Origin of the sequence: Actinophytocola sp. NPDC049390 (assembly GCF_044466355.1) — a bacterium.
GTDB lineage: Bacteria > Actinomycetota > Actinomycetes > Mycobacteriales > Pseudonocardiaceae > Actinophytocola.
The window spans coordinates 42,221-66,477 of record NZ_JBITMQ010000001.1 but is presented as its reverse complement, the minus strand read 5'-3'; the positions used below and the strand labels follow the sequence as shown (position 1 = coordinate 66,477).

The 24,257-nt window shown below is 70.2% G+C and carries 19 protein-coding genes; 5 read left to right on the top strand and 14 right to left on the bottom strand.

Going from position 1 to position 24,257, the window contains the following annotated elements; genetic code table 11:
* Positions 1-25 precede the first annotated feature (25 nt).
* From ACIBVP_RS00290 to ACIBVP_RS00280, 3 genes are all read right to left on the bottom strand, one after another.
* The gene (locus ACIBVP_RS00290) at positions 26-490 is read right to left on the bottom strand and encodes a VOC family protein (protein ID WP_396103737.1); all 465 of its coding nucleotides are present in this window, start codon (positions 488-490) and stop codon (positions 26-28) included.
* A gap of 40 nt (positions 491-530) precedes the next feature.
* Positions 531-1,478: a DUF5996 family protein gene (locus tag ACIBVP_RS00285; protein WP_396103736.1), complete on the bottom strand. Its 948-nt coding sequence runs from the start codon at positions 1,476-1,478 to the stop codon at positions 531-533.
* A 169-nt stretch (positions 1,479-1,647) separates the two neighbouring features.
* On the bottom strand, positions 1,648-2,316 hold the full coding sequence (locus tag ACIBVP_RS00280) for a haloacid dehalogenase type II (RefSeq protein ID WP_396104896.1): 669 nt from the start codon (positions 2,314-2,316) through the stop codon (positions 1,648-1,650).
* A gap of 72 nt (positions 2,317-2,388) precedes the next feature.
* Between ACIBVP_RS00280 and ACIBVP_RS00275 the strand changes: the two genes are divergently transcribed.
* Positions 2,389-2,709, top strand: a complete 321-nt coding sequence (locus tag ACIBVP_RS00275) for an ArsR/SmtB family transcription factor (protein WP_396103735.1) — start codon at positions 2,389-2,391, stop codon at positions 2,707-2,709.
* A gap of 35 nt (positions 2,710-2,744) precedes the next feature.
* On the opposite strand, the gene ACIBVP_RS00270 is transcribed toward ACIBVP_RS00275, so the two are convergent.
* The 8 genes from ACIBVP_RS00270 to ACIBVP_RS00235 all read right to left on the bottom strand — a co-directional run bounded on the left by ACIBVP_RS00270 (position 2,745) and on the right by ACIBVP_RS00235 (position 14,829).
* Positions 2,745-2,993, bottom strand: a complete 249-nt coding sequence (locus ACIBVP_RS00270) for a hypothetical protein (protein WP_396103734.1) — start codon at positions 2,991-2,993, stop codon at positions 2,745-2,747.
* Entirely contained in the window at positions 2,993-3,592 is a 600-nt protein-coding gene (locus tag ACIBVP_RS00265; RefSeq protein WP_396103733.1) for a VOC family protein, read from the bottom strand. Before ACIBVP_RS00265 ends, ACIBVP_RS00270 begins: the two co-directional genes overlap by 1 nt.
* The gene (locus ACIBVP_RS00260) at positions 3,571-5,079 is read right to left on the bottom strand and encodes a (2,3-dihydroxybenzoyl)adenylate synthase (protein ID WP_396104895.1); all 1,509 of its coding nucleotides are present in this window, start codon (positions 5,077-5,079) and stop codon (positions 3,571-3,573) included. The genes ACIBVP_RS00265 and ACIBVP_RS00260 overlap by 22 nt, the downstream gene beginning before the upstream one ends.
* Positions 5,018-5,248, bottom strand: a complete 231-nt coding sequence (locus ACIBVP_RS00255; protein WP_396103732.1) for a hypothetical protein — start codon at positions 5,246-5,248, stop codon at positions 5,018-5,020. Before ACIBVP_RS00255 ends, ACIBVP_RS00260 begins: the two co-directional genes overlap by 62 nt.
* On the bottom strand, positions 5,245-10,482 hold the full coding sequence (locus tag ACIBVP_RS00250) for a beta-ketoacyl synthase N-terminal-like domain-containing protein (protein ID WP_396103731.1): 5,238 nt from the start codon (positions 10,480-10,482) through the stop codon (positions 5,245-5,247). The genes ACIBVP_RS00255 and ACIBVP_RS00250 overlap by 4 nt, the downstream gene beginning before the upstream one ends.
* Before the next feature lie 39 nt (positions 10,483-10,521).
* Complete coding sequence (locus ACIBVP_RS00245; RefSeq protein WP_396103730.1) at positions 10,522-11,853, bottom strand: cation:proton antiporter; 1,332 nt, start codon at positions 11,851-11,853, stop codon at positions 10,522-10,524.
* A gap of 24 nt (positions 11,854-11,877) precedes the next feature.
* Positions 11,878-13,227, bottom strand: a complete 1,350-nt coding sequence (locus ACIBVP_RS00240) for an NAD(P)/FAD-dependent oxidoreductase (RefSeq protein ID WP_396103729.1) — start codon at positions 13,225-13,227, stop codon at positions 11,878-11,880.
* 183 nt (positions 13,228-13,410) lie between these two features.
* Positions 13,411-14,829: an MFS transporter gene (locus ACIBVP_RS00235; protein WP_396103728.1), complete on the bottom strand. Its 1,419-nt coding sequence runs from the start codon at positions 14,827-14,829 to the stop codon at positions 13,411-13,413.
* Between the two features lie 158 nt (positions 14,830-14,987).
* On the opposite strand from ACIBVP_RS00235, the gene ACIBVP_RS00230 reads away from it, so the two are divergent.
* Entirely contained in the window at positions 14,988-15,896 is a 909-nt protein-coding gene (locus ACIBVP_RS00230; protein WP_396103727.1) for a LysR family transcriptional regulator, read from the top strand.
* On the opposite strand, the gene ACIBVP_RS00225 is transcribed toward ACIBVP_RS00230, so the two are convergent.
* Positions 15,871-17,790: an FAD-dependent monooxygenase gene (locus ACIBVP_RS00225; RefSeq protein WP_396103726.1), complete on the bottom strand. Its 1,920-nt coding sequence runs from the start codon at positions 17,788-17,790 to the stop codon at positions 15,871-15,873. The genes ACIBVP_RS00230 and ACIBVP_RS00225 overlap by 26 nt on opposite strands.
* Before the next feature lie 470 nt (positions 17,791-18,260).
* Between ACIBVP_RS00225 and ACIBVP_RS00220 the strand changes: the two genes are divergently transcribed.
* Entirely contained in the window at positions 18,261-19,385 is a 1,125-nt protein-coding gene (locus ACIBVP_RS00220) for a BTAD domain-containing putative transcriptional regulator (RefSeq protein WP_396103725.1), read from the top strand.
* Positions 19,330-20,100, top strand: a complete 771-nt coding sequence (locus ACIBVP_RS00215) for an NB-ARC domain-containing protein (RefSeq protein ID WP_396103724.1) — start codon at positions 19,330-19,332, stop codon at positions 20,098-20,100. Before ACIBVP_RS00220 ends, ACIBVP_RS00215 begins: the two co-directional genes overlap by 56 nt.
* Before the next feature lie 274 nt (positions 20,101-20,374).
* Here ACIBVP_RS00215 and ACIBVP_RS00210 read toward each other — a convergent pair whose 3' ends face one another.
* A complete protein-coding gene (locus tag ACIBVP_RS00210) occupies positions 20,375-21,766 on the bottom strand; it encodes a hypothetical protein (protein WP_396103723.1) in 1,392 nt (463 codons plus the stop codon).
* Positions 21,767-21,988: 222 nt separating this feature from the next.
* Between ACIBVP_RS00210 and ACIBVP_RS00205 the strand changes: the two genes are divergently transcribed.
* Positions 21,989-23,299 (top strand): hypothetical protein, encoded by a 1,311-nt coding sequence (locus tag ACIBVP_RS00205; RefSeq protein ID WP_396103722.1) that lies wholly within the window; start codon positions 21,989-21,991, stop codon positions 23,297-23,299.
* A gap of 15 nt (positions 23,300-23,314) precedes the next feature.
* Here ACIBVP_RS00205 and ACIBVP_RS00200 read toward each other — a convergent pair whose 3' ends face one another.
* On the bottom strand, positions 23,315-24,241 hold the full coding sequence (locus ACIBVP_RS00200) for a DMT family transporter (protein WP_396103721.1): 927 nt from the start codon (positions 24,239-24,241) through the stop codon (positions 23,315-23,317).
* Between the last annotated feature and the right edge of the window lie 16 nt (positions 24,242-24,257).

Here is a 24,257-nt window from a genome sequence, read left to right as displayed (position 1 = left end):
GACCGCGCCCAGCGAACCGTCCGAGCTATTCCCGGGGGCTCTCGCTTGCGGGCGGGTCGGCGAAGATGCCCTCGAGCATGCCGGTGGCTTGGCCGACCTCGATGAGGTAGTTGTCCGGGTCGCGTAGGTAACAGCGGATCTCGGCTTTGCGGTCGATGGGTTCGGTGACGAAACTGGCGCCTTTTGCGACAGCGTCGGCGTGGAACGCGGCGATGTCGGCCACGCGTACGTTCAGGAACGCCGACACCGGATCGCCTGGCTCGGGCGGGCGGAGGGTGATGCCGGGTTTGTCCGGGGTGGGACCTCCGCCGGGGTTCATGATGATCCAGGTGTTGGCGACCTTGACGATCGCGGGGTTTTCCGGCAGCACCACCTCACCGCCGAGAATGTCGGCGTAGAAGGTGCGGGACGCGGCGACGTCGCGCACGGTGAGGAAATGGGTCACGATCAGCCCGTGCTCCGGCGCGGGCAGGGCGTCGCGGTCGACCATCGGTCTCGTCCCGTTCGTATCGGGGACCGCCGGGGCGGTCCTATCGGTCAATCCACCGGGTCGGGTCGTCCTCGAGACTCGTGCGGTCCCAGCCGCCGTGTTCGGCGGCGGCTTCGTAGGTGGTGTGGAGGAACTCGGTCAGCGCCTGGTCGGGATCGGAGGCGCGGCGCACGGCCTCGTAGGGCAGCAGGAACTGGCCGTTGGCGTCGCTGTAGTAGGCGGCGTCAGGTTTGATCGAGTGGGTGGCGAATCCGTCGGGTTCGGGGTAGGCGTAGGCGTAGAACGCGCCTTCCTCACCGCCACCGGGCCAGAACCCGCAGCTGGACAGTTCGCGGGAGTAGCCCTCCACCATGACCCAGTCACCGCAGTTCGGTGCGCCACCGGGATGCGGTGGCGCGGCACGCCCCGAGAACCGGGTGCAGGCCAGGTCCATCGCGCCCCAGAAGAAGTGCACCGGGCTGACCTTGCCCACGAAGTGCGCGCGGAACTCGCCGATGACGCGGTCGGCGGCCAGGAGCTGCCGCCAGAACAGGTGCGCGGCCTGGGGGTCGTAGGAGGTGTGCTGGTAGTCCTCGGCGAACGGGATCGCCGGCTCCACCTCGTTGGGCCGCGCCCGGATCGCCGAGTCGATCCCCAGCTCGCCGAGCGCGTGGCGGGTCCGGGTGTAGAACTCGGCCACCGGCATAGCCCGCAGCGCGAATCCGCTGCTGCCACCGTCACTGCCGCGGATTCGCAGCCGGTGGTCGACGAAGTCGAACTCGATGTCGAACACGCCGCCCCGGTACGGCACCGCGCCGGTGGTCAGCCCGCGCGGACTGACATACAGCGTGACCTGCCACCAGTGGTTGAGCAGCGGGGCGTGCGCCATCCGGAGCTTGCCCACGATCTGCGTCCACATGTGCAGCGTGTCGCGGGTGTCGGTCCAGTCCTCGACCCGCAACGACGGCCAGTCGGTGCTCGCTGGGTTGCTGGTGCGCCGCTCGCCCACACATGCCTCCGTCCGCTTGAGCGACCAGTGTCCGGGATCGCGTACGGCACGCAGCCGACCACCGCCTCCACCCTCCCCCCTCGACTCGACACCCGCAACACCCGCTGTTCGTTGATGAACGCGTAAGGAGGCGCGGGCCGCATGACCAGCGCTCCGAACCAACCCCTGTTCACCCGATGGCGTGATGGGACATGCTGATCGCCACCTCGTCGAGGTCCGCGCCCACGAACGTGGGCGCGTCGGCCGCGGGCAGCGGCACCCGGCCCTCGCGGGCGACGAACGCGGTGGCCAACCCGGCGGCCGCCGCACCCGCGACGTCCCAGTCGTGGGCGGCGATCAGCACCGCGTCCGAGGGCGCGACCTCGTTCGCCTCGACGACGAACCGGTACGGCTGCGGGGCGGGTTTGAGCCTGCCCGCCTGGTCCGCGGAGTAGACACCGTCGAACAGCGGCCTCAGCCCGGCGTTGCGTAACTGGTCCTCGGCCACGTCGAGAACCGAGTTCGTCAGGGCCACGACGGTGGCGCCGGCCTCCCGCAGGCGGGTGATCGCCCCGGCCGCCTCGGGATGGGCGGGCAACCGACGGAGCCGCTCTCCCAGCTCACGCTGCTGTTCGGGCGTCGCGGCCCGGCCGTGGCGGGCGGCCACCACGGGCAGGCACGCGGCGGCGATCTGTCCGAACGGCCGGTACCCACCCGCCGCGGTGACCACGAGCGCGTTGTGGATCATCAGCTCGAACCACTCCTGCCGCGCGGCGGGGTCACCGACGACGTCGGCGAAGAACTCGTCGAGCGGGGCCAGGTCGAGCAGGGTCTCGTTGACGTCGAACACGCACAGCACGACAACCTCCACAGGTACGACAACCTTCGTACCAAGGTACGATGTAAGACGTACCTTGTCGAGGAGGAACCCATGACCATGCCGATGCCGCCCATCGCGGCGGTCGACCTCGGCCAGGTGTTCCGCGCACTCGCCGACCCCCTGCGCCGCGGGGTGATCAGCGAACTCGCGGCCGACCCCTCGGACACCGAACGCGCCTGCTCGTCCTTCCCCATGCCGGTGTCGAAGTCCACCAGGACCCACCACTGGCGCGCACTGCGCGAAGCGGGCCTCATCATCCAGCGCGACGCGGGCAACGGCACCTTCGTCCGCCTCCGCCGCGCCGAGTTCGACCGGCGCTTCCCCGGCCTGCTCGACACACTCACCACGCTCGCGAGGACGGACCGGTCGTAGCGGGCCGGCGTGCACGGTCCCGCCGGCCCGCCCCTTCAGTCGTCGTCGGCCAGGCGCAGCACGTCGTGGTCGAACCGTTCGATGTGGCCGACCATGCCACCGGTGAGCGCCGCGAACCAGATGGACGGCCGCACTTGCGTATGCCTGCGTTCGAGGGTCACGGTCGGCTCCGCACCGACCGCTTCGAGGTAGTCGCCGACGGGCCGCACCGCCATGCCCGCGAGCCGTGCGGTGGCCACGATCGGTTCGAACTCGGGGGTGTCGAGGATGTACATCGAGGGCATCAGCTGGTCACCATTCCGATCTGGTCGCGCACCATCGCCGCCTTCCGCTGCCACATCGCGGACACGGACGGCTTCTCCATCCGGGACACCTCGGCCAACGCGCGGACGGTGAGGTCCGCGTCACGGGCGTCGACCTCGCCGAATGTCCGAAGTGGACGGACGATCTCGAGCTGGATGCCGTTGGGGTCGTCGAAGTAGACGGACTCCAGCAGCTCGTGGGTCAGCGGCGGGGTCACGCGCACACCGTGGGACTTGATCTTGTCCCGCCAGGCGAGCATCTCCTCCTCGGTGTCCACGTGCAGCGCGATGTGCCGCGCCAGGTGCATCAGCTCGTCGGGCACCTGCTCCTCCGGCAGGTCGAAGAAGTAGAAGAACGCCAGGTAGTTCCCGCCGCCCAGCCCCAGGAAGAAGTGCACGAAGTCCGGGAAGTCCTCGCTGAGCCAGCCGACCCCGGTGACGGCGTGGGTGAGCGGGAGGCCGAGCACCTCGCGGTAGAAGTCGGCGGTCTCCCCCGGCTTCCACGTGACGTGCGCGAGGTGGTCGACGCCGTACAGGCGCAGCCCCGGCCCCGCCGTGATCATCTGCTGGCGGTCATCCATGTGTCCTCCTTGTTGTCGGTCTGCGCGGCCCTGTCCGCGAACAGCAGGCGCACGGCCTTGCGGTCGACCTTCCCCACCGCGGTCAGCGGCAGGCGGTCGAGCACCTCGACCTGCTCGGGCACCTTGTAGGCGGCCACTCCGTGCGCGAGGTACGCCGCGCGCACCTCGGTCAGCGGAGGCACGGCGGTGCCGACCACCACCAGGCACACGCGCTCACCGTTGCCTGCGTCCGGCACCGGGACGGCCAGCGCGTCGGTCACCCCGAGCAGCTCCCTGGCGAGCTGTTCGACCTCCTCGGCGGAGACCTTCTCGCCACCGCGGTTGATCAGGTCCTTGCGCCTGCCCTCGACGACGAGGTTGCCGCCGGGGTCCACCCGCACGAGGTCTCCCGTGCGATACCAGCCGTCCGGGGTGAACGCCCTGGTGTTGTGCTCCGGTGCGCGGAAGTACCCGCGGGGCGTGTAGGGGCCCCGGGTGAGGAGCTCGCCGGTCTGCCCTCGCGGGACCGGCGCGTCGTCCTCGTCGACGACGAGCACCTCGTCGTCGACGCTGATGGGTCTGCCCTGCGTGGTGAGCACGACGTCGTCCGGGTCGTCCAGCCGTGTGTAGTTGAGCAGCCCTTCCGCCATGCCGAACACCTGTTGCAGGCGCACCCCGAGCACCTCGGGAACCGACCTGGCCAGTGCCGGGTCGAGCACCGACCCGCCGACCTGCACCACCCGCAGGCTCGTGAGGCCGGAGCGGTCCGCGCGTGCCGCGGCCACCCACCGCTGCGCGATCGCGGGCACCAGCGAGGTCACCGTGACCCGTTCGGCCGCGATCGTCGCGAACGCCCGGTTCGGTTCGGCCGAGGCGAGCAGGACGACCCGTCCGCCGACGGCGAGGGTGCCGAGGATGCCGGGACAGCCCAACGGGAAGTTGTGCGCGGCGGGCAGGGCGACCAGGTAGGTGGTGTCCTCGCCGAACCCGCACACCTCGCCGCTGCGGCGGAGGTTGTACTCGTAGTCGTTGTGCGTCCGGACGATCATCTTCGGCTGCCCCGTCGTACCGCCGGACAGCAGGAACAGCACGGGGTCGTCCGGCCGGGGCGCGACGGCGTCGAGCCGTTCCCTGCGTTCCTCGGCGTCACCGTCGACCCGCAGCATCGCGGCCAGGTCGAGGTGACCGGGTGACAGGTCCTCCCCGAGCACGACCGGGACGCAGCCCGGCACGTCGGCCGCGATCGCGGCCGCCATCGCCTGGTGGTCGTGGTGCCGCCAGGTGTCGGGCACGACGATCATCTTCGCGTCGGCGTGCCGGGCCAGGTAGCCGAGTTCGTGCTGCCGGTGCGCGGGCAGCGCGAGCACCGGGACGACCCCGGCACGCGCACAGCCCAGTACGAGTGCCACGAACTCCCAGCGGTTGGGCAGTTGCACGACGATCCGGTCACCCGCGCGGAGGCCGGCCGCGTGGAGCGACTCCGCGCACGCGTCCGCGTGTTCGGCCAGCTGCCGGTAAGGTCAGCCGCAGGTCGCCGTCGACCAACGCCACCCGGTCGCCGAACCGCCCCGCCCAGTGCCACATCCAGTGCCCGAGCGCACGGTCCCGCCAGTGGCCGGCCGCGCGGTACCTGGCCGCGTCGGCGGCCGGCCACGGCACGATGTCCGAAGTGCTCACACGCCCACCACCGTCTCGGTCTCCTGCTCGACCGGGACCAGCAGGCCGTGCACGAACTCCGCGATGGCGACGACCGTGGGGTGGTTCCACAGCAGCGTCGCGGGCAGGGCGAGCCGGAAGGTCTTCTCCAGCCGCCGCCGGATCACGAGCGTCATGACCGAGTCCAGCCCCATCTCCGCGAGCGGCCTGCGCAGGTCCAGCTCCTCGGGTGCCATCCGGATCTCGGTGGCGACGTGCCGGGCCACCTCGACGACGAGTCGGTCACGCAGCTCACCGGGCGGCAGGCCGGTCCACTCCGGCCCCGTGCCGGTGTCCTGCGCACCGGTCTCCTCGGGCTCGGTGACGATCTCGTCGAGGACGGGCAGCGTGGGCAGACCCGGTTCGACCGCGATCGGGCGGAAGACCGCGAAGTGCGATCCCGTGTGCGCGACCGCGAACTCCCAGCCGCGGAAGGCCTCCGCGAGCGTGATGTCCGCGGTGCCCCGGGCGTTGAGCTCCAGGTCGATCAGCTCCGACGACGTCGACATGCCGAGCCCGCGCCACGAGGTCCACCCGAAGCTCACCACGTCACCGCACTCACCGCCGCGGTGCGCCGCGAACGCGTCGAGGAAGGCGTTGGCGGCGCCGTAGCTCGCCTGCCCCGGCAACCCGAACAGGTAACCGCACGAGGAGAACAGGGCGAGGAAGTCGAGACTGCCCGGCGGGAACAGCTCGTGCAGCACCATCGCGCCGTCGGCCTTGGGCGCCAGCACGGCACGCACCGACGCCTCGTCGAGGTCGGCGAGCATCCGGTTGTCCAGCACACCGGCCGCGTGGACGACACCCCGGATCGGCGGCAGGCCGAGCGCGGTGGGGTCCAGGGCCCTCGCGGCGGACCCGCGGTCGGTGATGTCGGCCGCGACCACCGCCACGGTCACCCCGAGCGCCTCCAGCGACCGGACCTCGGCGATCTGCCGGTACAGCACGGGATCGGCGACGGCGTCCCAGTCCGCGCGCGGCGGCAGGCCGCGGCGGGAGGCGAGCATGATCCGGCGGGCGCCCTGCCCGGCGAGCCACCGCGCGGTCTCCAGGCCGAGCGCGCCGAGGCCACCGGTCACCAGGTAGGTGCCGTCGAGCCGGCAGGTGTGCCCGGGGCCGTCCGGCTCCCGTTCGACCGGGACGAGCCGGGCGCGCGCCATCCCGTCCGGTCCCAGCGCGACGACGTCCTCGCCGGGACGGGTCCACAACAGCGCGGGCAGCAGTGCCGCTGACGCGGCCGGGTCCGCCGGGTCGAGGTCGACGACACCACCCCAGAGGTCCGGGTGCTCGCCGCCGATGATCCGCCCGACACCCCACACCGACGACTGGCCGAGCGCGGCCGTGGTCCTGCTGTGCCGCACGCCGGTGGTCACCGCCCACAGGACGGGCGCGTCCGTGCCGAGGGCCGCGAGCCGCCGCACCGTGTCGGCGAGCTGCCACGCGGCGCTGCCCGCGGCCGTCGCGGGCGCCGCCGTGTCGACGGGGGGCACGACGAGCACCGCGTCCACCCCGTCGAGCACACCGAGGTCCGCCGGGGACGGGACGGTGCGCACGCCGACGCCGTCGGCACGCAACGCGCCGCTGATCGGCTCGGCCGCGGCGACGGAGCCGACGATGACCACCTGGTGGAGCCCCGGGCCCGGGTCGTCCACCTCGAACGGCCGCCAGACCAGCTCGTGGACGAGCCTGCGCGGGCTCACGGCCGTGCCGGGGTCGCCCTCCAGCAGGCCATAGCGGAGTCTGCCCAGCTCGGCGATCACGGTGCCGTCGAGGTCCGCCACCGTCACGTCCACGGTGTCCGCGCCCGCCGGGCCGTCCGCCACGCGCACGCTCACCAGCACCCGCGCCGGGCAGTCGCCGCGGAGCGCGACGCGGCCGATCGCCGCCGGCATCCGCAGCACGGGCTCACCCGCGAACGCGACCGACGCCATCGACAGCGTGGCGTCGAGCACCGAAGCCCAGCTGTCCGGTGTTCCTTCCGCCTCGGGACCGGCCGCGACCACGGCGAACAGTTCCTCGCCATCCCGGCGGCGCAGCTCCTCGAGCCGCCACGGGAAGCCCATCGCCGCCACGCCGACCCCGACGAGCCGGTCGGCGACGAAGTCACCCGGCAGCTCATCGGGACACGCCGACCGGCACGCGGACTCGGACAGCGCGCCCGTCACGACGGGGCTCGCCGGGTCGGTGGCGGCGGTCGTGTGGGTCAGCCACGACTCGTCGCCCACGGGGCGCGACGCCAGCCGCACCGTGCCGTCCTGGTAGGAGACCTGCAGCTCGCGCGGTGCGGCGACGGACACCGGCACGCGCAGGGCGACGTCCGCCAGCGCGGGCCTGCCACCGGGTCCGGTGGCGGCGGTGAGGAACGTGTTCAGCAGCACCGCCGCGGGGATGATCTCCGTGCCCTGGACGGGGTGGTCGCCGGGATAGGGCCGGCACGTCGCGTCGAGGTAGGTCCGCCACAGCCGCAGCGGCGTCGTGCCCGCCACCGCCGTCTCGCCGCCCAGCAGCGTGTGGGTCGCGACGTCGTGCTGGCGGACGCCCGCGGGCCGCGCGGTGCCGGTCTCCCGCCAGAACGGGCGGTGCTGCCAGCTCGTCGTCGGCAGGTCGACCAGCTCCCGGCCGCCCTGCTGGCCACCGAGGTCGACGCGCACGCCCTGGCAGTGGACCTGACCGACGTTGGTCAGCAGGGTGGCGACCTCCGGCCGGTTGCGGCGCAGGGTGCCGACGACGCACGCGTCCTCGACTCCCGCGTCCGCGAGCACCTCCCCGATCGAGTGTGCGACGACCGGGTGGCTGGACACCTCCACGAAGGTCCGGTGCCCGTCCTCGACGGCAGCCGCGACGGCGGCCGCGAACCGCACGGGGTTGCGCAGGTTCTCCGCCCAGTACGCGCCGTCCCGGACCACGGCGGTGCGCGGGTCCACCGCCGCCGTGCTGTACAGCTTGATCTTGGGCTCGTGCGGGGTCAGGTCCGCGGCCGCCGCGACGAGGTCGGGCAGCAGCGGGTCCATCTGCGGGGAGTGGAACGCCACGTCGGAGGCGACCCGCCGGACCATCCGGCCCGCCGAGGTCCACGTGGCGCACACCTCGTCGACCGCCGCGGGGCTGCCCGCGACCACGGTGGAGCCGGGTGCCGCCGAGATCGCGGCCGTGACGTCGTCGCGGTCGCCGAGCTGCCCGGCGACCTCGTCGAACGGCAGGTCGACCATCGCCATCGCGCCCTTGCCCGCCACCCGCTTCAGCAACGCCGACCGGCGGCACACCAGCAGGGCGCCGTCGTGCAGGTCGAGCGCGCCCGCCGCGACCGCGGCCGCGATCTCACCCACGGAGTGGCCGATGATCGCCGCGGGGGCGACACCGTGCTGGCGCCACATCGCGGCCAGCGCCACCTGCATCGCGAAGATCATCGGCTGGATCACGTGCACGTCCGCCAGCTCGTCGCCGAGCAGGACGCCGCGCGGGGTGATGCCCAGCTCGGCCTGGAACACCGGCGCGATCTCGGCCAGCACGGCGGCGAACTTCGGGCGCTCAGCGAGCAGTTCCCGCCCCATGCCGAGCCACTGCGAGCCGTGTCCGGAGAACACGAACACCGGGCCGGGACCGGGCTCGGCGAGCGGGGTGCCGAACGCCGTGTCCTCGGGCTCCTCCCCCGCGGCGACCACGCGCAGCCGTGCGACGAGCTGTGCGTCGTTGTCGGCGACGACCGCGGTGCGCCTCGCGAGGTGCGCACGCCGTTCCGCCAGGGTGTGCCCGAGGTCGGCGAGCGGCTCGGGCCGTTCGGCCAGGCGGTCCGCGACACGGCCCGCGTGTGCGCGCAGACCAGCCTCCGTGGCGGCGGACAGTGCGAACAGCCGTGGTCCGGCGACGGCCGGGACCGGCGGCGCGGGCGGCGGTTCGGGTGCTTCCTCCAGCACGACGTGGGCGATCGTGCCGCCGTACCCGTAGCCGGACACGCCCGCCCGGCGCGGGTGGTCGGTGACCGGCCACGCGGTGCGCTCGGCGACGACCCGCAGCCCCGAGGTCTCCCACGGGATCGCGGGGTTCGGTTCGGTGAAGTTGAGACTGGGCGGGATCTCGCCGTGCCGCAGCGCGAGGACGGCCTTGATCACGCCCGCCACCCCGGAACCGGCCTCCAGGTGGCCGATGTTGGACTTCACGGACCCGATCAGGCACGGTTCGTCCACGGGCCTGCCCGTGCCGAAGACCCGCGCCATCGCGGACGCCTCGATCGGGTCGCCCGCCCTGGTGCCGGTGCCGTGCGCCTCGACGTAGTCGACGGTACCGGGGTGGACCCCGCAGGAGCGGTACGCCTGGCGCAACAGGTGGGCCTGCGCGGGACCGCTCGGTGCCATGATCCCGTTGGTGTGCCCGTCCTGGTGCACCGCGCTGCCGCGGAGCACCGCGAGCACCCGGTCCCCGTCCCGCTCGGCGTCGGACAGCCGCTTGAGCACGACGGCGCCCGCGCCCTCACCGCGGCCGTACCCGTTGGCCAACGCGTCGAAGGACTTGCAGCGGCCGTCCGGGGAGATGGCGCCCGCCGCGTCGAGCACCATGGTGAGCCCGGGGCCCGCCATGATGTTCACGCCGCCGACGACCGCCACCGGTGTCTCCCCCGCCGCGAGCGCCTGGCTCGCCAGGTGGAGGGCGACGAGCGAGGACGAGCACGCGGTGTCGACCGCGAAGCTCGGCCCCCGCAGGTCGAGTGCGTAGGAGATCCGGTTGGCCACCGCGCACATCGACGCGCCGATGCCCGTCCACGCCTCGATGCCGGGCAGGTCCTCGAGCAGCCTGCGGCCGTAGTCGTCCGAGCCGACTCCGATGTAGACACCCGCGTCGGTACCGGCGAGAGCCGTGGGTGCGATGCCCGCGTGCTCCAGCGCCTCCCAGGCGACCTCGAGCATGATCCGTTGCTGCGGGTCCATCAGCTCGGCCTCGCGTGGCGACACACCGAAGAACTCCGCGTCGAAACCGGTGATGTCGTCGAGGAAACCACCGAACCGCGTGGTCTCCCGCAGGGCCGCGGCGTTCTCGGGGCTCGCCTCAGCGTACGCGGCCCAGCGTTCCTCCGGGATCTCGGAGATCGCGTCGCGGCTGTTGACGAGCAGTTCCCAGAACCGCTCCGGCGAGTCGGCGCCGCCTGCGAAGCGGCAGGCCATACCGACGACGGCGAGCGGCTCGGGGCCGTCGTCGCGGTCGTGTCCAGCAAATCCAGCCATGGTGGCGTGTCCTTCCGGGCACATCGGCACAAAGGGGGGTCAGACGGATGTCGGGGAGATCTCGTCGCGCGCCGGGGGTGGGGCATCGGCCCTGCCGTCAGCGCCCTCGGCCCGGCCGATCTCCCGTTCGGCGTCCTCCATCCAGGTGGGCAGCGAGGCGCGGTAGAGGGGCATCGCCAGGGCCGTGGTCACGATCGCGGTGATCACGAGGATGGCGAACAGCTCGGTGGAGATCAGCCCGTAGGACAGGCCGATGTTGATGAACACGAGGATCATCAGGCCTCTGGCGTTCATCAGCGCGCCGATCGCGGACGCCTCCCGCCACGAGCTGCCCTGCCACCGGGCGACGAGCGCGCAGCCGGTGTACTTGCCGACGACGGCGACCACGAGGATCACGACCAGCGGCACGATCATCGCCCAGCCGCTGAGGCCGTCGAGCCGGGTGTTCAGCCCGGAGAAGGCGAAGAACACCGGCAGCAACAGGATCGAGTTGAGGTCGGTCAGTCGTTGGCGCAACTGGTTGCGCAGCACCGGGAGGTGTGGCATCGCCAGGCCGGTGATGAAGCCGCCGAACACCGAGAAGATGCCGATCATGTCGGTGAAGTAGCCCGCGGCGACGACGACACCCAGCACCACCGCCATCTTGTCCCGCCGCAGCACGCCGTCGCGTTCGACGCCGCGCGCGAAGGCCGTCAGCGCACGCTTGCCGACGGTCAGCATCACCAGTGCGAACACGGCGGCGCCGCCGATCGTGATCACCGCGCCGGTCGGGTCACCCGCCGCGGCCACCGCGATGATGATCGCGAGGATCGCCCACGCCACCGCGTCGTCGATGGCCGCCGCCAGGAGCGTGAGGCCACCCAGCGGCGTGCCGGCCATGTCCCTTTCCTGCAGGATGCGCGCCAGCATCGGGAAAGCGGTGATCGACAGCGCACCGCCGAGGAACAACATGAACTTCCACAACGCGATGTCGGAAGTGGACAGCAGGTCGTAGAACATGGTCGCGGCCGCCGCCCCCAGCACGAACGTCGGCAGGATGCCGGACACGGCGAGCACACCCGCCCGCCGGGTGGCCCGGCGGTCCAGCTTGCTGTGGTCGACCTCCAGCCCCACCAGGAACATGTAGAACATGAGGCCGACCGTGCTCAGCACGTAGAGCACGCCCTTGGTGTCCGCGTCGAACAGGGCCTCCTGCACGCCGGGTGCGACGGCACCGAGCAACGTCGGTCCCAACAGGACGCCCGCCACCATCTCCCCGACCACCCTCGGCTGCTTGACGAGCATCGCCAGGCGGCCGCAGACGGTGGTGGCGGCCAGGATGACGAGCAGCGCCGCCAGCACGTGGACGGCCAACTCGAGATTCGCTCCCACGACTGTCTCCAAATCCTCGGGTGGTCAGGAGTTCGCCAGCGCGACGTCCTGTTCGAACTCCTGCTCGGCCTGGTTCAGGTGCTCGTAGAACGGGCAGCCCCACTCGGGCTCGAACGGGGCGAAGGTGTCCCACCTGGACTGGGCGCGCAGCCGGTGGTTGAGCACGTTCTGCCCGGACCAGAAGTCACCGGACAGCAGGCGGACGAGCCACTTGTTGGTGGCCATCTCGTCGCCGGACAGGTCGAAGCCGACGGACTTGAGGAACGGGCGGAGGTTGTAGTCGAACTCGTAGTAGGCGTAGATCAGCCGGGCGTAGACGTCGTAGCCGGTCTTGTAGAAGTTCGAGTACGCCTCCTGCAGCTCGGCCGCCCGTGCGGGTGCGGACAGGAGCTCGTCGACCGTCTCGGCCGCACGCATGCCCGTGGTCATCGCGAGGAACGCGCCACCGGAGAAGATGGGGTCGACGAAGCAGGCGGCGTCGCCGACCATCGTCCACCCGGGACCGGCGATGGTGTCCGAGTAGTAGCAGTAGTCGGTCTCCACGTGCACCTCACCGGCCGGGCGGGTGCCGGTGATGCGGGCGCTGATCCTGGGTGCGCGGGCGACGTGCTCGTCGAACAGGGTCTCGGCGTCACCGGCGCGTAGCACCGACTGCGGCATGACGGCGCCGACGCTGATCGTGTCCGGCCAGATCGGGATGGCCCAGATCCACCCGTCCTCGTGGCCGTGGATCTGGATGTCGCCTTCCCAGCCGGGGTTGTGCCGTTCCTCCACGCCGGTGAGGTGCCGGTAGACCGCCACCATGCGCAGGTTCTCGATGTACTTGCGCAGACCGAACGTCTGGGCGACCTTGCTCGCCCGGCCGCCCGCGTCGATCACGTGGCCGGCACGCACGTCGTGGGACCGGCCGTCACGTTGGTACCGCACACCGACGACGCGGTCACCGTCCAGCAGCAGCTCGTGCACCGTGGCTCCCTCGACCAGGGTCGCACCCCGGTCGCGGGCGAAGTGGGCCATCGTGCGGTCGAAGTGGGCACGCTCGACCTGGAACGTGGAAGGGTGCCTGCCCGGTCCCTGCCCGGCGAACGGGATGCGGCCGAACCTGCCGGTGCTGCCGCCGCTGAACTCCGCACCGTGCTTGGCGACGTAGCCCTGTGCCCGTACCAGGTCGAGTGCGCCGAGCTGCTCCAGTAACGCGTTGGTGGGCGGGAGAAGGGACTCGCCGACGTGGAACCGCGGCATGGTGCGGCGTTCCAGCAGGAGCACCGAACGACCGGCGGCGGCCAGCCGGGCGGCGGCGGTCGAGCCGCCCGGGCCCGCTCCGATCACCACCACGTCGAACGTGTCGCGGTCCTTGTCGAGGTGATCGGTCATCGTTCGCTCCTCCTGGCGTCGCTCCGGCCGGCTGCTCGGCCGATCACGTCCCACCGTCGTGGGACCGCGTCGAGCGGATGTCGAGGAGATGTCGAGGAGAACTCCAGCGCGCCGTGTTTTCGCGTGCGGGCAGACGAAAGCGGCCCGCCACCTTGCCGGTGACGGGCCGCTTCGGTTGTCGGATCAGGACTTGCGACCCACGAACGTGGCCACGATGACCGCGCCGACGAGCAGGACCACGCCCGCGACGACGAGCGCGAGCTGCGCCCCACCGGTCGGTGTGTCACCCGCGCTCAGCAACGCGCCGAGCACCGCGACACCGAGCACCGCGCCGGTCTGGCGGGCGGAGTTCAGCGCGCCGGAACCGACCCCGGCCAGTTCCTTCGGCACCGAACCGACGACGACGGTCAGCAGCGACGGGATCGCGAAGGACACGCCGAACCCGAGTACGAGCAGACCGGCCATGGCGATCACGACCTCGCCGGTCGAGTTCCCGTCGAACAACACCTGGGCCAGTGTGCCGAGCGCCATCATCACGAAACCGATGGTCGCCGGCACCCGGGCACCGATCCGCGCGACGAGCCTGCCGGTGAAGATCGGGTTGAACGCGGTGGGGATGGTCAGCGGCAGGAACGCGAGCCCCGCGACCGACGGCGAGAAACCGTGCGCGTCCTGGAAGAACAACGACAGGACGAAGAGCACACCGGTGAGCCCGAAGTTGACGATCGCACCCGCGACCAGGCCGGCCGGGAACACCGGGTCGCGGAACAGCGTGCCGGGCAGCATCGGACCGCCTCGGTCGGTGTCCGGCCTGCGCTCCGCCATGACGAACACCACGGCGGCCACGACGAACACGCCGAGCGCGACCAGCACCTGGGGATCGCGCCAGCCGAGCGGGCCGCTCTGGATGAGCCCGAACGTCAGCCCGCCCAGCGCGGCCACCGCCGCGATCTGCCCCGTCAGGTCGATGCCCCGGCCCGGCTTGCGGGCGGTCTCCGGCGCACGGCGCGTCGTGATCCACACGCAGACGAGCGCGACCGGCACGTTGACCACGAAGATCGCCTGCCAGCCGAACGCCTCGGTGAGCAGCCCACCCGCGATCGGGCCCGCCACAAGGCCGGAACCGCTCAACGCCGCCCACACGCCGAGCGCCTTGGCCCGCGCCTTCGGGTCGGCGTAGGTGTTCGCGATCAGGGCCAGCGAGGTCGGCACCAGCAGGGCGCCCGCGATGCCGAGCAGTGCACGCAGCGCGATGAGCATGCCCATCGACATCGCCACGGCGCTGACCGCCGAGAGCACGGCGAACGACCACAGGCCGACGAGGAACACCCGCCTGCCGCCGAACTTGTCGGACAACGCGCCCGCGGTCAGCAGCGACGCGGCGAAGGTGACGGTGTAGCCGTTCGACACCCACTGCAGACCGCTGAGTCCGCCGTCGAGGTCGGCACCGATGGCGGGCAGGGCGACCGTGACGATCGTCGTGTCGAGCATGACGAGGAAATAGCCCAGGGAAAGCGCGAGCAGCAGCAGCCCGTTGCGATTCCCCGCCGCGCCAGGTGGTGGCACCGCGTTCGTGCTCGCCGGTGTTTGTCGCGTTGTCATGTGTCGCTTTCTCCTGAGATACGAAATGTCGGAAATTCCGGTCGCGCGCGCTGGCGGACGGGCACCTGTCACCTTTCCAGCGGAAGGCCCGGGACAGAAGCAGGCAGTTACGATGGCGTGGATCGGCGTGACCGATGGATCGGACAGGAGTACCCCTCATGGAGTTGCGGCACCTTCGGGCGTTCCGCGTGGTGGCAAGGACCTTGAGCTTCACCAGGGCGGCCGCCGAACTGCACTACGCACAGTCCAGTGTGACCGAGCAGATCCAGGCGCTGGAAACCGAACTGGGCTCGCGACTGTTCGACCGGCGCGGCCGCAAGCTCGAACTCACACCCGCCGGAGAACGCCTCATCGAATACGCCGATCGGGTACTTCTGCTCGTCGAGGAAGCGCGCTCCGCCGTGGTGGACAATCCGGACGAACCGTCCGGCGAGCTCACGGTCGGCGCGTTGGAAACGCTCTGCGCCCACCGCCTGCCATCCGTCCTCACCAGATACCGCGCGAACCACCCGAAGGTGAAGGTGACCGTCCGGGAGGGCAACCGCGGCGAGCTCTACGGCGCGGTGCGCCGCGGTGAGCTCGACGTCTGCCTCACCTTCGGCAACCCGCCGGCGGACGAGGCGCTGGCGAGCCGCACCCTTGCCCACGACCGGCTCATGGTCGCCGCCCCCACCGGTCACCGGCTGTCCTCGCTCGACGAGGTCCGGATGCTCGACCTGCACCAGGAGGCGTTCCTCGCCACCGAGACCGGTTGCGGGTTCCGCGAGATGTACGACCGGGCGGTCAACGGACTCGGCCCGGACGGTCCGGTCATCATCGCGGAGGTCACCAGCCTCGCCGCGTTGTGCAGTTGTGTCGCGTCCGGGATGGGTTGTGCCCTTCTGCCCGAGATCGCGATCAGCGGGCACGTGGCCCGTGACGAGGTCGTCGCGATCCCGCTGGTCGACGCGGCGTCGCGGACCACCGTGACGATGACGTGGCTGCGTCGATGGGAGCGCAAGGCCGCGCTGGCCGCGTTCCTCGAGACCGCGAGCGACGTGTTCACCGGGCTCGAGCAGCCGGTCTAGACGGCGCGCCGAGCGGCCATGCCACGACCATGTCGGCGCGGCCGCTCACCAGCGCGACGTGCAGCCGCGTGCTCCAGTCCTCCTCCCCGTCCCCGCGGACCCGCAACGCCCAGCCGTCCGGCCCGTCGACGAACACCGCACGCCGCGATTCGGTGCGGATCCGGTCCGCCCACGCCAGGCCGTGCTCCCACTCCGCGCCGTGCAGGTAGACCGCGGCCACACCTCGCTCGCGCCACCCGCGGGCGACCGCCGTCACCTCCTCCCCCTCGGCGGACCACGCCGAGCCGGTGGGGCAGGCCAGTCCGACACACACGGCCGCCGTGTCCGCGAGGTCGGCGATCAGCGCGTCCACCGACGACAGCGCCCGGCGGTCGGCGCACATCAGCACGACCAGCCGGGCACCCGCCGCGACGACGGTGTCCCGGCCGGTCTCGTCGATCATCGCCGGGTCGACGAGCACGCCGAGCGAAGCACCCCGGCACGCCATGCGCACCGCGGTGTCCCGCCAGGCGCCACTCCTGACCTCGGCGTGCGCACGACGCCAGTCGGCGAGCAGGAGGTCAGCGCCCGCCGCGTACCCGTTCTCGAGCCAGTGGTGCGCCGACGGAGCGGTGGGCAGCCGCACGGCCACCCGACCGTCCACGGTCAGCGAACCGAGGCGCAGCGGCGTGGTGAGCGCGCGCGGCGCGCCGTTGTCCTCGTCCGGCCGCGCGCTCCTGCCGGACAGCCGCGCGAACTCCTTCTCCGCGTCCTGGATGCGGTCGCCGTGCCTGCGCACCAGGCCCGCGTAGTCGATCGCACCGGTGCGGGTGATGAAGTGCGTGCCGAACCGGTGCGGTGGCAGGTGCATGCGCCGGTCGAACGTGGCCCACCAGCGCATGCTCCGATCGGCGAGTGCCTGCGTCCGCGCCACCGCTGGCCTGCGCCGCGTCTCGTACCTGGCGAAGGCGTCGCCGCGGTGTTCCTCGTCGATGAGCGCGTCCGCGAGCGCGACCGCGTCCTCCATGGCGAGCTTGGTGCCCGAGCCGACCGAGAAGTGGGCCGTGTGCGCCGCGTCGCCGAGCAGCACCGCGCCACCGGTGGACCAGCGGTCGTTGCGCACGACGCGGAACGAGTTCCACCTGCTGTTGTTGCCGATCAACGGGTGCCCGCCGAGGTGTTCGGAGAAGATGTCGGCCAGGAGCTTCCGCGACATGTCGTCGGTCTCCCCCGGCGCGAGGTGGTCTGGCTCCGCCATGCCCGACGCCCGCCACGTCCGTTCGTCGGCCTCGACGATGAAGGTGCTGAGGCCCTCGGCGAAGGGGTAGGCGTGCGCCGCGAAGGTGCCGAACGTCGTGGGTACGAAGGGGAACGTCACCGCGTCGAAGGCCGCCTCGGTTCCGAACCAGACGTACTTCGCGCCCGCCGTCGTGATCGACGTCCCCAACGCGGACTCCCGGGCTTCCCGGTTGACCGAGTTGACACCGTCCGCGATGACCAGCACCGTGCCCGGGTCCAGGTCCGCGTCGGTGGCCGGGTCCGCCGACCACGTGTGGTGGAAGCACAACTCCGCCCCCGCCCGCGTGGCCTGGTCCTGGAGGAGGCGCAGCAGGCGGCGCCGCGAGATCGCGGTGAACCCGTACCCGCCGTACCGCAGCCGTGTGGACGGCACCCTGATCTCCATGTCGGTCCACGACACGCTCGCCTCCTGGATGAGAGCGTGGGTGTGCGGGTCCGCCGCGTGGAACGAGGACATGGTGCGGTCGGAGAAGACGACGCCGAACCCGAACGCGTCGTCCGGGCCGTTGCGCTCGTACACTCGCACCCGCGTGGCCGGGTCGCGGAGCCGGAGAAGCCTGGCGAGGAAGAGACCTCCCGGTCCGCCACCGATCACGTCGATCCGCATGCCACGCATCGCACCTCCATGTCCTTGTCCCACCGCAAGGTCTTGGCACCGTGTCGAGTGGATGTCGAGTCGATGTCGAGTCGAGGGCCGGCACTCGTCACCGGAGACGGCGGGCGACCGGCCGTTCCGATGGGTGCGATCGGCCCCACCGATATCGACATCGGCGAACCCACCGATCGGCGGATCGGATACCGCCCCGTGGGCGAACCTTGCGAGGCACACCGGCCCCCGTACCCGGTGACTGATATCACAGATATCCCGACGTGCATTACTTTGTCCGTTTCCTCCCGGAAATGAATGCGTTGCCTCCGCAACCACTGTCAGGCAAACTGAACCGGCTGACAGGAAACATGGGGGCATGAGATCGTCAGACCGGGGGGCATTGGTGCCGATATTTACGGGAAACGGTGTGTCGTGCTCTACGCTGATTGATGTCGAGGAGACCCGCGCGCGATATGCATATTGAATTACTCGGACCGATGAGAATCTTCCGGTACGGCGAAGAGGTTTCCTTGCCCGCGAAAACTCAGATGATCTTCGCGACCCTGGTGCTGAACGCCGGGTGCGTCGTGCCGACCACCCGGCTGGTCGACGAACTGTGGGGCGAGCACCCACCGGTCAGCGCGATGCGCACCGTGCAGACCTACGTCTACCACATCAGGAAGCACCTGCGACTGGACGACAGCCGGGTCAGCGCCCAGGAAGACCGCAGTTCGTTGATTACCAGGTCGGGAGGGTACGAGCTGCGGCTGGCCTCCTCGGCTGTCGTGGACGTCGTCCGCTTCGACAGGTCGCTCGAGCGGGCCCGGCAGCTGTCGCGAGACGGCGCACTCGCCGAGTCGGTGAGCACGTTCCGCGCCGCTCTCGAACTGTGGCACGGGCAGCCGTTCGCCGGGTTGCAGGTCGGCCCACTGCTCACCGCCTCGCGAGTACGGCTCGAACAATCCCGCAGGAGCGCACTGGAACGACGGATCGAACTGGAACTCCAACTCGGCCAGCACAAGCAGCTCATCGACGAACTGTATGCCCTTGTCGCCGACGAACCGAGCCATGAAGGGTTCTCCGTCCAGCTCATGATCGCATTGCATCGCAGCGGCCGCCGAGCGGAATCCCTGGACGTCTACCACGGGTTGCGCCGACACCTCGCCGAAGAATTCGGTGTCGTGCCTTCCGGCACGGTGCAGAAGGCGTTTCAGGAAATCCTCGACGATCGCCGAACGACACCATTCGACGAGCCGCCACCGACGACCACCGCCATCCGGTCACGACGATTACCGCTCCCGCCGTGTCCCAGCCCGGTGGGCCGGGAGGGTCAGCGGGGCCGGTTGCGCACGGCACTGGCGCGAGCGGACCGGCCGGCGGGCCTGCGCGTCGTCGAGATCGTCGGCGAGCCCGGCGCGGGCACCACGTCCTTCGCCCTGCACGCGGCGCACGAGCTCAGCGCGACGTTCAAGGACGGGTGCCTCCTCGTGGACATGAGGGGTGTCACGGACAACAGCCCGTTCGCGGCACGCACAGGGCGAGCGGCTCGGCGCCGCGGGCGTGCCCATGTCACGCTGCACGAACCTCGAGGAGGTCGCCGACCAGTTCCGCGGGTGGAGTGAATCCCGCGAACTGCTGCTGGTGGCCGATCACCTCGCCACACCGACCGCGCTGACCACGATCCGGCCGTCCGGCCCCGGCAGCGCACTCATCGTCATCAACCAGTCGTCCACCCTCGGACAGGTCGGCGACGACATCGTCGAGATATCACCGCTCAGCCACCGAGAAAGCCTCACGTTGCTGGCCACCATCGCAGGCCACGACCGTGCTCAGGGGAACTCACCGGCCGCATCTCGCCTGGTGGAGCTCTGCGCGGGGAATCCGTTGGTGTTGAGCGCGGTCGCCAGGTGGATGACGTGCCGCCCGCTCGTGCCGGTGTCCCGCCTCGTCCGAGAACTGGAAGAGGACCCACGCAGGCTCGCACGGTTGTGGTGGGCGGGTCGCTGCCTGGAGGACAGTGTCCGGGAGCGCGTCCGGCACCTCACCGACGCGGCCACGGAAACCCTGGCGGCACTGCGCACCGGCACGGACACCAGCCTGGCTGCCGTCGCCACCCGGCTGAGCCGTGAAACGAAGGCGGTGGAAGCGACCCTGGAGGACCTCACCGAAACCCATCTCGTCGAGGAAGTCGCAGCCGACGAACCGGAACGCCATTTCCGGCTACGTGAGATAGCGCGACTGGTGTCACCGTTGGTCTACACGTCCCGGATCGCCACACCGATCCCTCGCGAACTCGCCATGAGCGGCAGGCCCCAGTACTCAGCAGCCCAAGTCTGAGCGATTCGCTGACCGACCTGGTCTCCCAACCCCAGAGTCGACAGTGCCGTTTCCAGGTGGGCAGCAGGTGTGCTGCCCACCTGGCCCAGAGGCCGTGGCGTGACCCGCTCACCGCGCGGCGTGAACCGGGCTGCGCACGTCCGGAACACGGAAACGAACCTGCGACCCCTTGGCCCCAGCGTGGTTGAATGCGGTTCACCCCATCAACGACATGGTGAACCCTCCGATTTTCTTCGCCGCTCACACAACGACACGGTCGGCTGATCGTCGCGCGCTAGTCGAGAGGAGCCCGCCCGTCGCCCATCTTTCTAAGTCCCATGACCGCGCCGTTGGTGTCCATGAAGATCACTCCACCCCACTCCGCCAGGATGGCTTCCTGACGTTCGTGCCACTGGGCACTGAGGTCGGGCAGCATGTGGTAGCGGCCTTTGAGGTCGGGCTCGCCGCTGAGGAGGTTGTGGAGAACATGGGGAATCCCCGAGAACACCTCCATGCGCTGCGACTGCAGTCGAAACACGTGGTCGGTGCCGACCAGGCGCATGCCCGCCAGCTCGATGCCGGTGTCGAAGTCGACGTGACTGGGCCCGGTCTCATGTTCACTCCCGAGCCTGGCCCGTTGGCGCGGGGTTAGCAGGCGGCCGGCGGTGTCCCGATCCCCGGCGAAGGCCAACAGCCCGGCGCTCGCCGTCCGGGCAAGCACCCGAGCGAACCACTCCGATCGTTCGGGAGCGATGTAGAACCCCGGGCGGCGGTCGCGCTCCGCTTCCTCGTCACGCACGGGGATTCCGGGGAACTCGTGATACTGCTCGACAGGCCCATTGAGACCGTACCCGTCGTCATTTCTATCACCCGAGAGGGCGAGCGTGCCATCGCCGGGCGGGTCGAGGATCCTCATCTGAATGCCGCCGGTGTCGTCCAGTGAGGTGGACATCATCAGCCCGGGTGGCGTCACGTCGCCGTGATCCGGGTCCGCGATCACCACAGCGTTCACCTGCGCGGCCGCCTTCGCCAGCTGCTTGTGCTGAGCGTCAGCGGCCCCGTGGGATCCCTTGCACTCCACAGTGATCACGCGTGCTGCCGCGCCGTCCCGGAAGCCGAACAGGAAGTAGTCGGGCCGAAGCCTGGTGTTTGGCTTCGTCTTCACCTCCTTGCCACGCAGCGCCCATCCCGCCTCCAGCGCGACATCCGCGTCGACGATCTCGAACCGGTAGTCCGAGTGACGTCGCTGCGCGATCCGGAGCGCTGCGGCCAGCGCGAACGCGATCCCCAGATCCTCGGCCTGCACCGACCGCCGGTGGTATCGAGGGTCCTTGCCGCTTTCCGAGAGTTCCATTCGATCGTGAACGTTCCGCTGAAGCGACGTGATGTACTTCAGACAACCCCAGTGCTGCGCCAACGCCCGTGACGAACCATGTCCGGACAGCACCGTTGCCCGCCCAAGCAGGTGCAGCAGCTCCCACGGCATGATGCGCATGTTCCTGCCGTGCTCGCGTTCAGGCACCGGAACCAGCTGAGGCTTGATCTGGTCGACTTCCTGTTCGTTGTCGCGTCGCTCGGCGGCAAGCTTCGCGGCCTTGCGTTCGACCTTGCCAGCCAGCTGCCCGCTCGACTCGATGGCCACATCGGCCGGCTCGAACAGCTTCTTGATCGCTTCATCGGCATCCATCGGCAGCGCACCTCCCCATGACACCAACTCAACTCATGTGGGAGGGCTGTGTCAGCCATCGAACGAGTGGATCAGCGGTGAAACCGCGACCTTTACCCGAACGGAGCCATCGGCGCCGTAACGGGAGCTGAGGTGCAACCCGTCGCGGCCGAACGACTGCGCTGTCTGCCGCAGGACTTGGGAGCGGAGACGCCGCCTACTTCCTGAACCCGACTGACCACCATGCTGGAGGCGGTGCACCGGACCGTCGGTCCCACAGTGGAAAATGACTCCATGTGTGGAAATACAGTTCTCCTTGCCGGCCACTGGCTGTCCGACCGACTCGAGGAACTGCGCCAGACAGCACAGCAACACCTCATGAATTGGGACCCGGATGACTTCCTGACAACGCCGGAGACCGACGTGGTCAAGCAACTCCTGAGCGTCGCCGACCTCGATGCCCCAACATTGCGTCGAGACGAGGCCTACCTGCTCGAACCGACTGAAGCGAACCAGCGGTCCCGCGGATTCGACCAGATCCCACATCGAGCAACGACGTTCGTCTTGGCCGTCCCGTTCGATGGGAACCCCGAAGTTTTCAGTCTGAAGGTCGGTTCGGCTCCGCGGAACCCGCTGCGGGGCGACATCGGCAACGGCGAACTGCGTCTGTTCTGTACTCCCAACGGCGGCCACGCCGCCACCGTCAAGGCCAGCTTCGACACACAACTCGATGTGATTGAGCAGTCCACCCATCGAGCGAAAGATGACATCGACCAGCACCGTCGACGGCTTGCGACAGAAATCCCCAAGCTGGTCGCCGACCGGCGCACCAAGCTCCTGACGGATCGAGAACTGCACGCGAACATCGGTTTTCCCATCAAGCGTCGCCCCGACGCCGGTACCTACGCGGTTCCTGTCAGGCGACGTCAGGTCGCTCTGGAGCGCAGGCCGACCGACCCGGCACAACCCCGGCTGTTCGAACCCGAGCCGGTGCTGGTCGACGCCGACTACGAAGCTGCCCTTGCCGTGCTCCGCAGCACCCGCAACGCCCTGGAACGGAGCCCCTCGACCACCCGTCACCTCGGCGAGGAGCAGATCCGCGACGTCCTCCTCGTGAGCCTCAACGCCCAGTTCGAGGGCACGGCAACCGGTGAGGTGTTCAACGGTGCCGGCAAAACGGACATCCTCATCCGGGTCGACGACCGCAACGTCTTCATCGGTGAGTGCAAGATCTGGAACGGACCCCAGACCGTGACCAAGGCGCTTGACCAACTCGTCGGCTATCTCGTCTGGCGCGACACCAAGGCCGCCTTGCTGCTGTTCATCCGCGACGCCAACGTCTCCACGGTCGCTGCCAAGGCAGTGGCCAAGATCGAAGACCACCCGAACTACAAACGACGCGGCAAGACGTTCACCGAGGAGCGCTACGACTTCGTCCTTCACGCTCGCGACGACCGCGCTCGCGAGATCCACCTGGCTCTGGTGCCGTTCCTCATCGCCAAGAAGAGTCAGCCGACTCGCGCTGCTTGCGGACGACGTCGCGCTGCGAGATGAGCGGGACCGTCGCTCCTAACTGGATCGAGGATCCAGGCGCGGAGCTCGACTGGCGAACCACACGCCCCCGATTACCAGGAGGCAACCGACGATCTGAGTGAACGTGGGCCGCTCGTGCAGCGCGACGACCCCGAAGGCGATCGCGAGCACGGGGTGCAGCAGCAACAAGGTCGCACTGACGTGCGGCGCGAGCCGTGGAAGCGCGCCGGCGATCAGCAGCCACGCCACGACCTGTCCGATCAGCGCGAGCGCGGTCAGCCACAGCCAGGCGGGCAGTCCGAGCGAAAGGTTGATACCGGTCCACAGGCCACCGAACACCAGGGCGGCAAGGCCGGCGGTCGCCGTGGACGCGCACACGGGAAACACGGTGTGGCGCTCGCCGCCGCCCAGTCGCATGAAGAACAGGTAACCCCCGTAGGCGACTCCCGCGATCGTGCCGAACACCATCCCGCCGACCGGATCAGTCCCCGGCTCTGCAAGCCCGACGGTTCCCGACGCCATGACCACGCCGGCCAGCAGCACCGGTACGGTCGCGACGAACCGGCCGGACAACGGCACCCCGAGGAAGACGCGGGACAACGCCGGGAACACGACGACCTGGATGTTGATCAACATGGTGGCCATCGACGCGCCGACGTCGTAGATGCTCGCCACCCAGAACACGTAGTCGATGCCCAGTAGCAGGCCGGCGATCAGGTCCCACCGGACGAGTCGCCACGGCCGCGGGCCCACGCGGCGCCACTCTCGGGTGGCGAGCGGCACGAGTACCACCAGGGCGATGGCACACCGCAGCAACGCGACAGTGCCCGCGCTCGCCCCCGACAGCTTCGCGAACCCGGCGGACACCGAGGTGCAGACCGCGCCACCGATGACCCGCACCGCCGCCGTCCTGCGCTGGTCGGGTGCCGGGACCTCCGCGACCTCAGCTTTCCGCGTCGTCATGACGACCACTCTTCCC

Bases quoted from the DNA above. Each gene is read 5' to 3' on its own strand.
- ACIBVP_RS00290 (WP_396103737.1), bottom strand. From the start codon at position 490: ATGGTCGACCGCGACGCCCTGCCCGCGCCGGAGCACGGGCTGATCGTG.
- ACIBVP_RS00250 (WP_396103731.1), bottom strand. From the start codon at position 10,482: ATGGCTGGATTTGCTGGACACGACCGCGACGACGGCCCCGAGCCGCTC.
- ACIBVP_RS00205 (WP_396103722.1), top strand. From the start codon at position 21,989: ATGCTGGAGGCGGTGCACCGGACCGTCGGTCCCACAGTGGAAAATGAC.
- ACIBVP_RS00210 (WP_396103723.1), bottom strand. From the start codon at position 21,766: ATGGATGCCGATGAAGCGATCAAGAAGCTGTTCGAGCCGGCCGATGTG.
- ACIBVP_RS00215 (WP_396103724.1), top strand. From the start codon at position 19,330: ATGTCACGCTGCACGAACCTCGAGGAGGTCGCCGACCAGTTCCGCGGG.
- ACIBVP_RS00240 (WP_396103729.1), bottom strand. From the start codon at position 13,227: ATGACCGATCACCTCGACAAGGACCGCGACACGTTCGACGTGGTGGTG.
- ACIBVP_RS00230 (WP_396103727.1), top strand. From the start codon at position 14,988: ATGGAGTTGCGGCACCTTCGGGCGTTCCGCGTGGTGGCAAGGACCTTG.
- ACIBVP_RS00200 (WP_396103721.1), bottom strand. From the start codon at position 24,241: ATGACGACGCGGAAAGCTGAGGTCGCGGAGGTCCCGGCACCCGACCAG.
- ACIBVP_RS00225 (WP_396103726.1), bottom strand. From the start codon at position 17,790: ATGCGTGGCATGCGGATCGACGTGATCGGTGGCGGACCGGGAGGTCTC.
- ACIBVP_RS00235 (WP_396103728.1), bottom strand. From the start codon at position 14,829: ATGACAACGCGACAAACACCGGCGAGCACGAACGCGGTGCCACCACCT.
- ACIBVP_RS00270 (WP_396103734.1), bottom strand. From the start codon at position 2,993: ATGCCCTCGATGTACATCCTCGACACCCCCGAGTTCGAACCGATCGTG.
- ACIBVP_RS00265 (WP_396103733.1), bottom strand. From the start codon at position 3,592: ATGGATGACCGCCAGCAGATGATCACGGCGGGGCCGGGGCTGCGCCTG.
- ACIBVP_RS00220 (WP_396103725.1), top strand. From the start codon at position 18,261: ATGAGAATCTTCCGGTACGGCGAAGAGGTTTCCTTGCCCGCGAAAACT.
- ACIBVP_RS00275 (WP_396103735.1), top strand. From the start codon at position 2,389: ATGACCATGCCGATGCCGCCCATCGCGGCGGTCGACCTCGGCCAGGTG.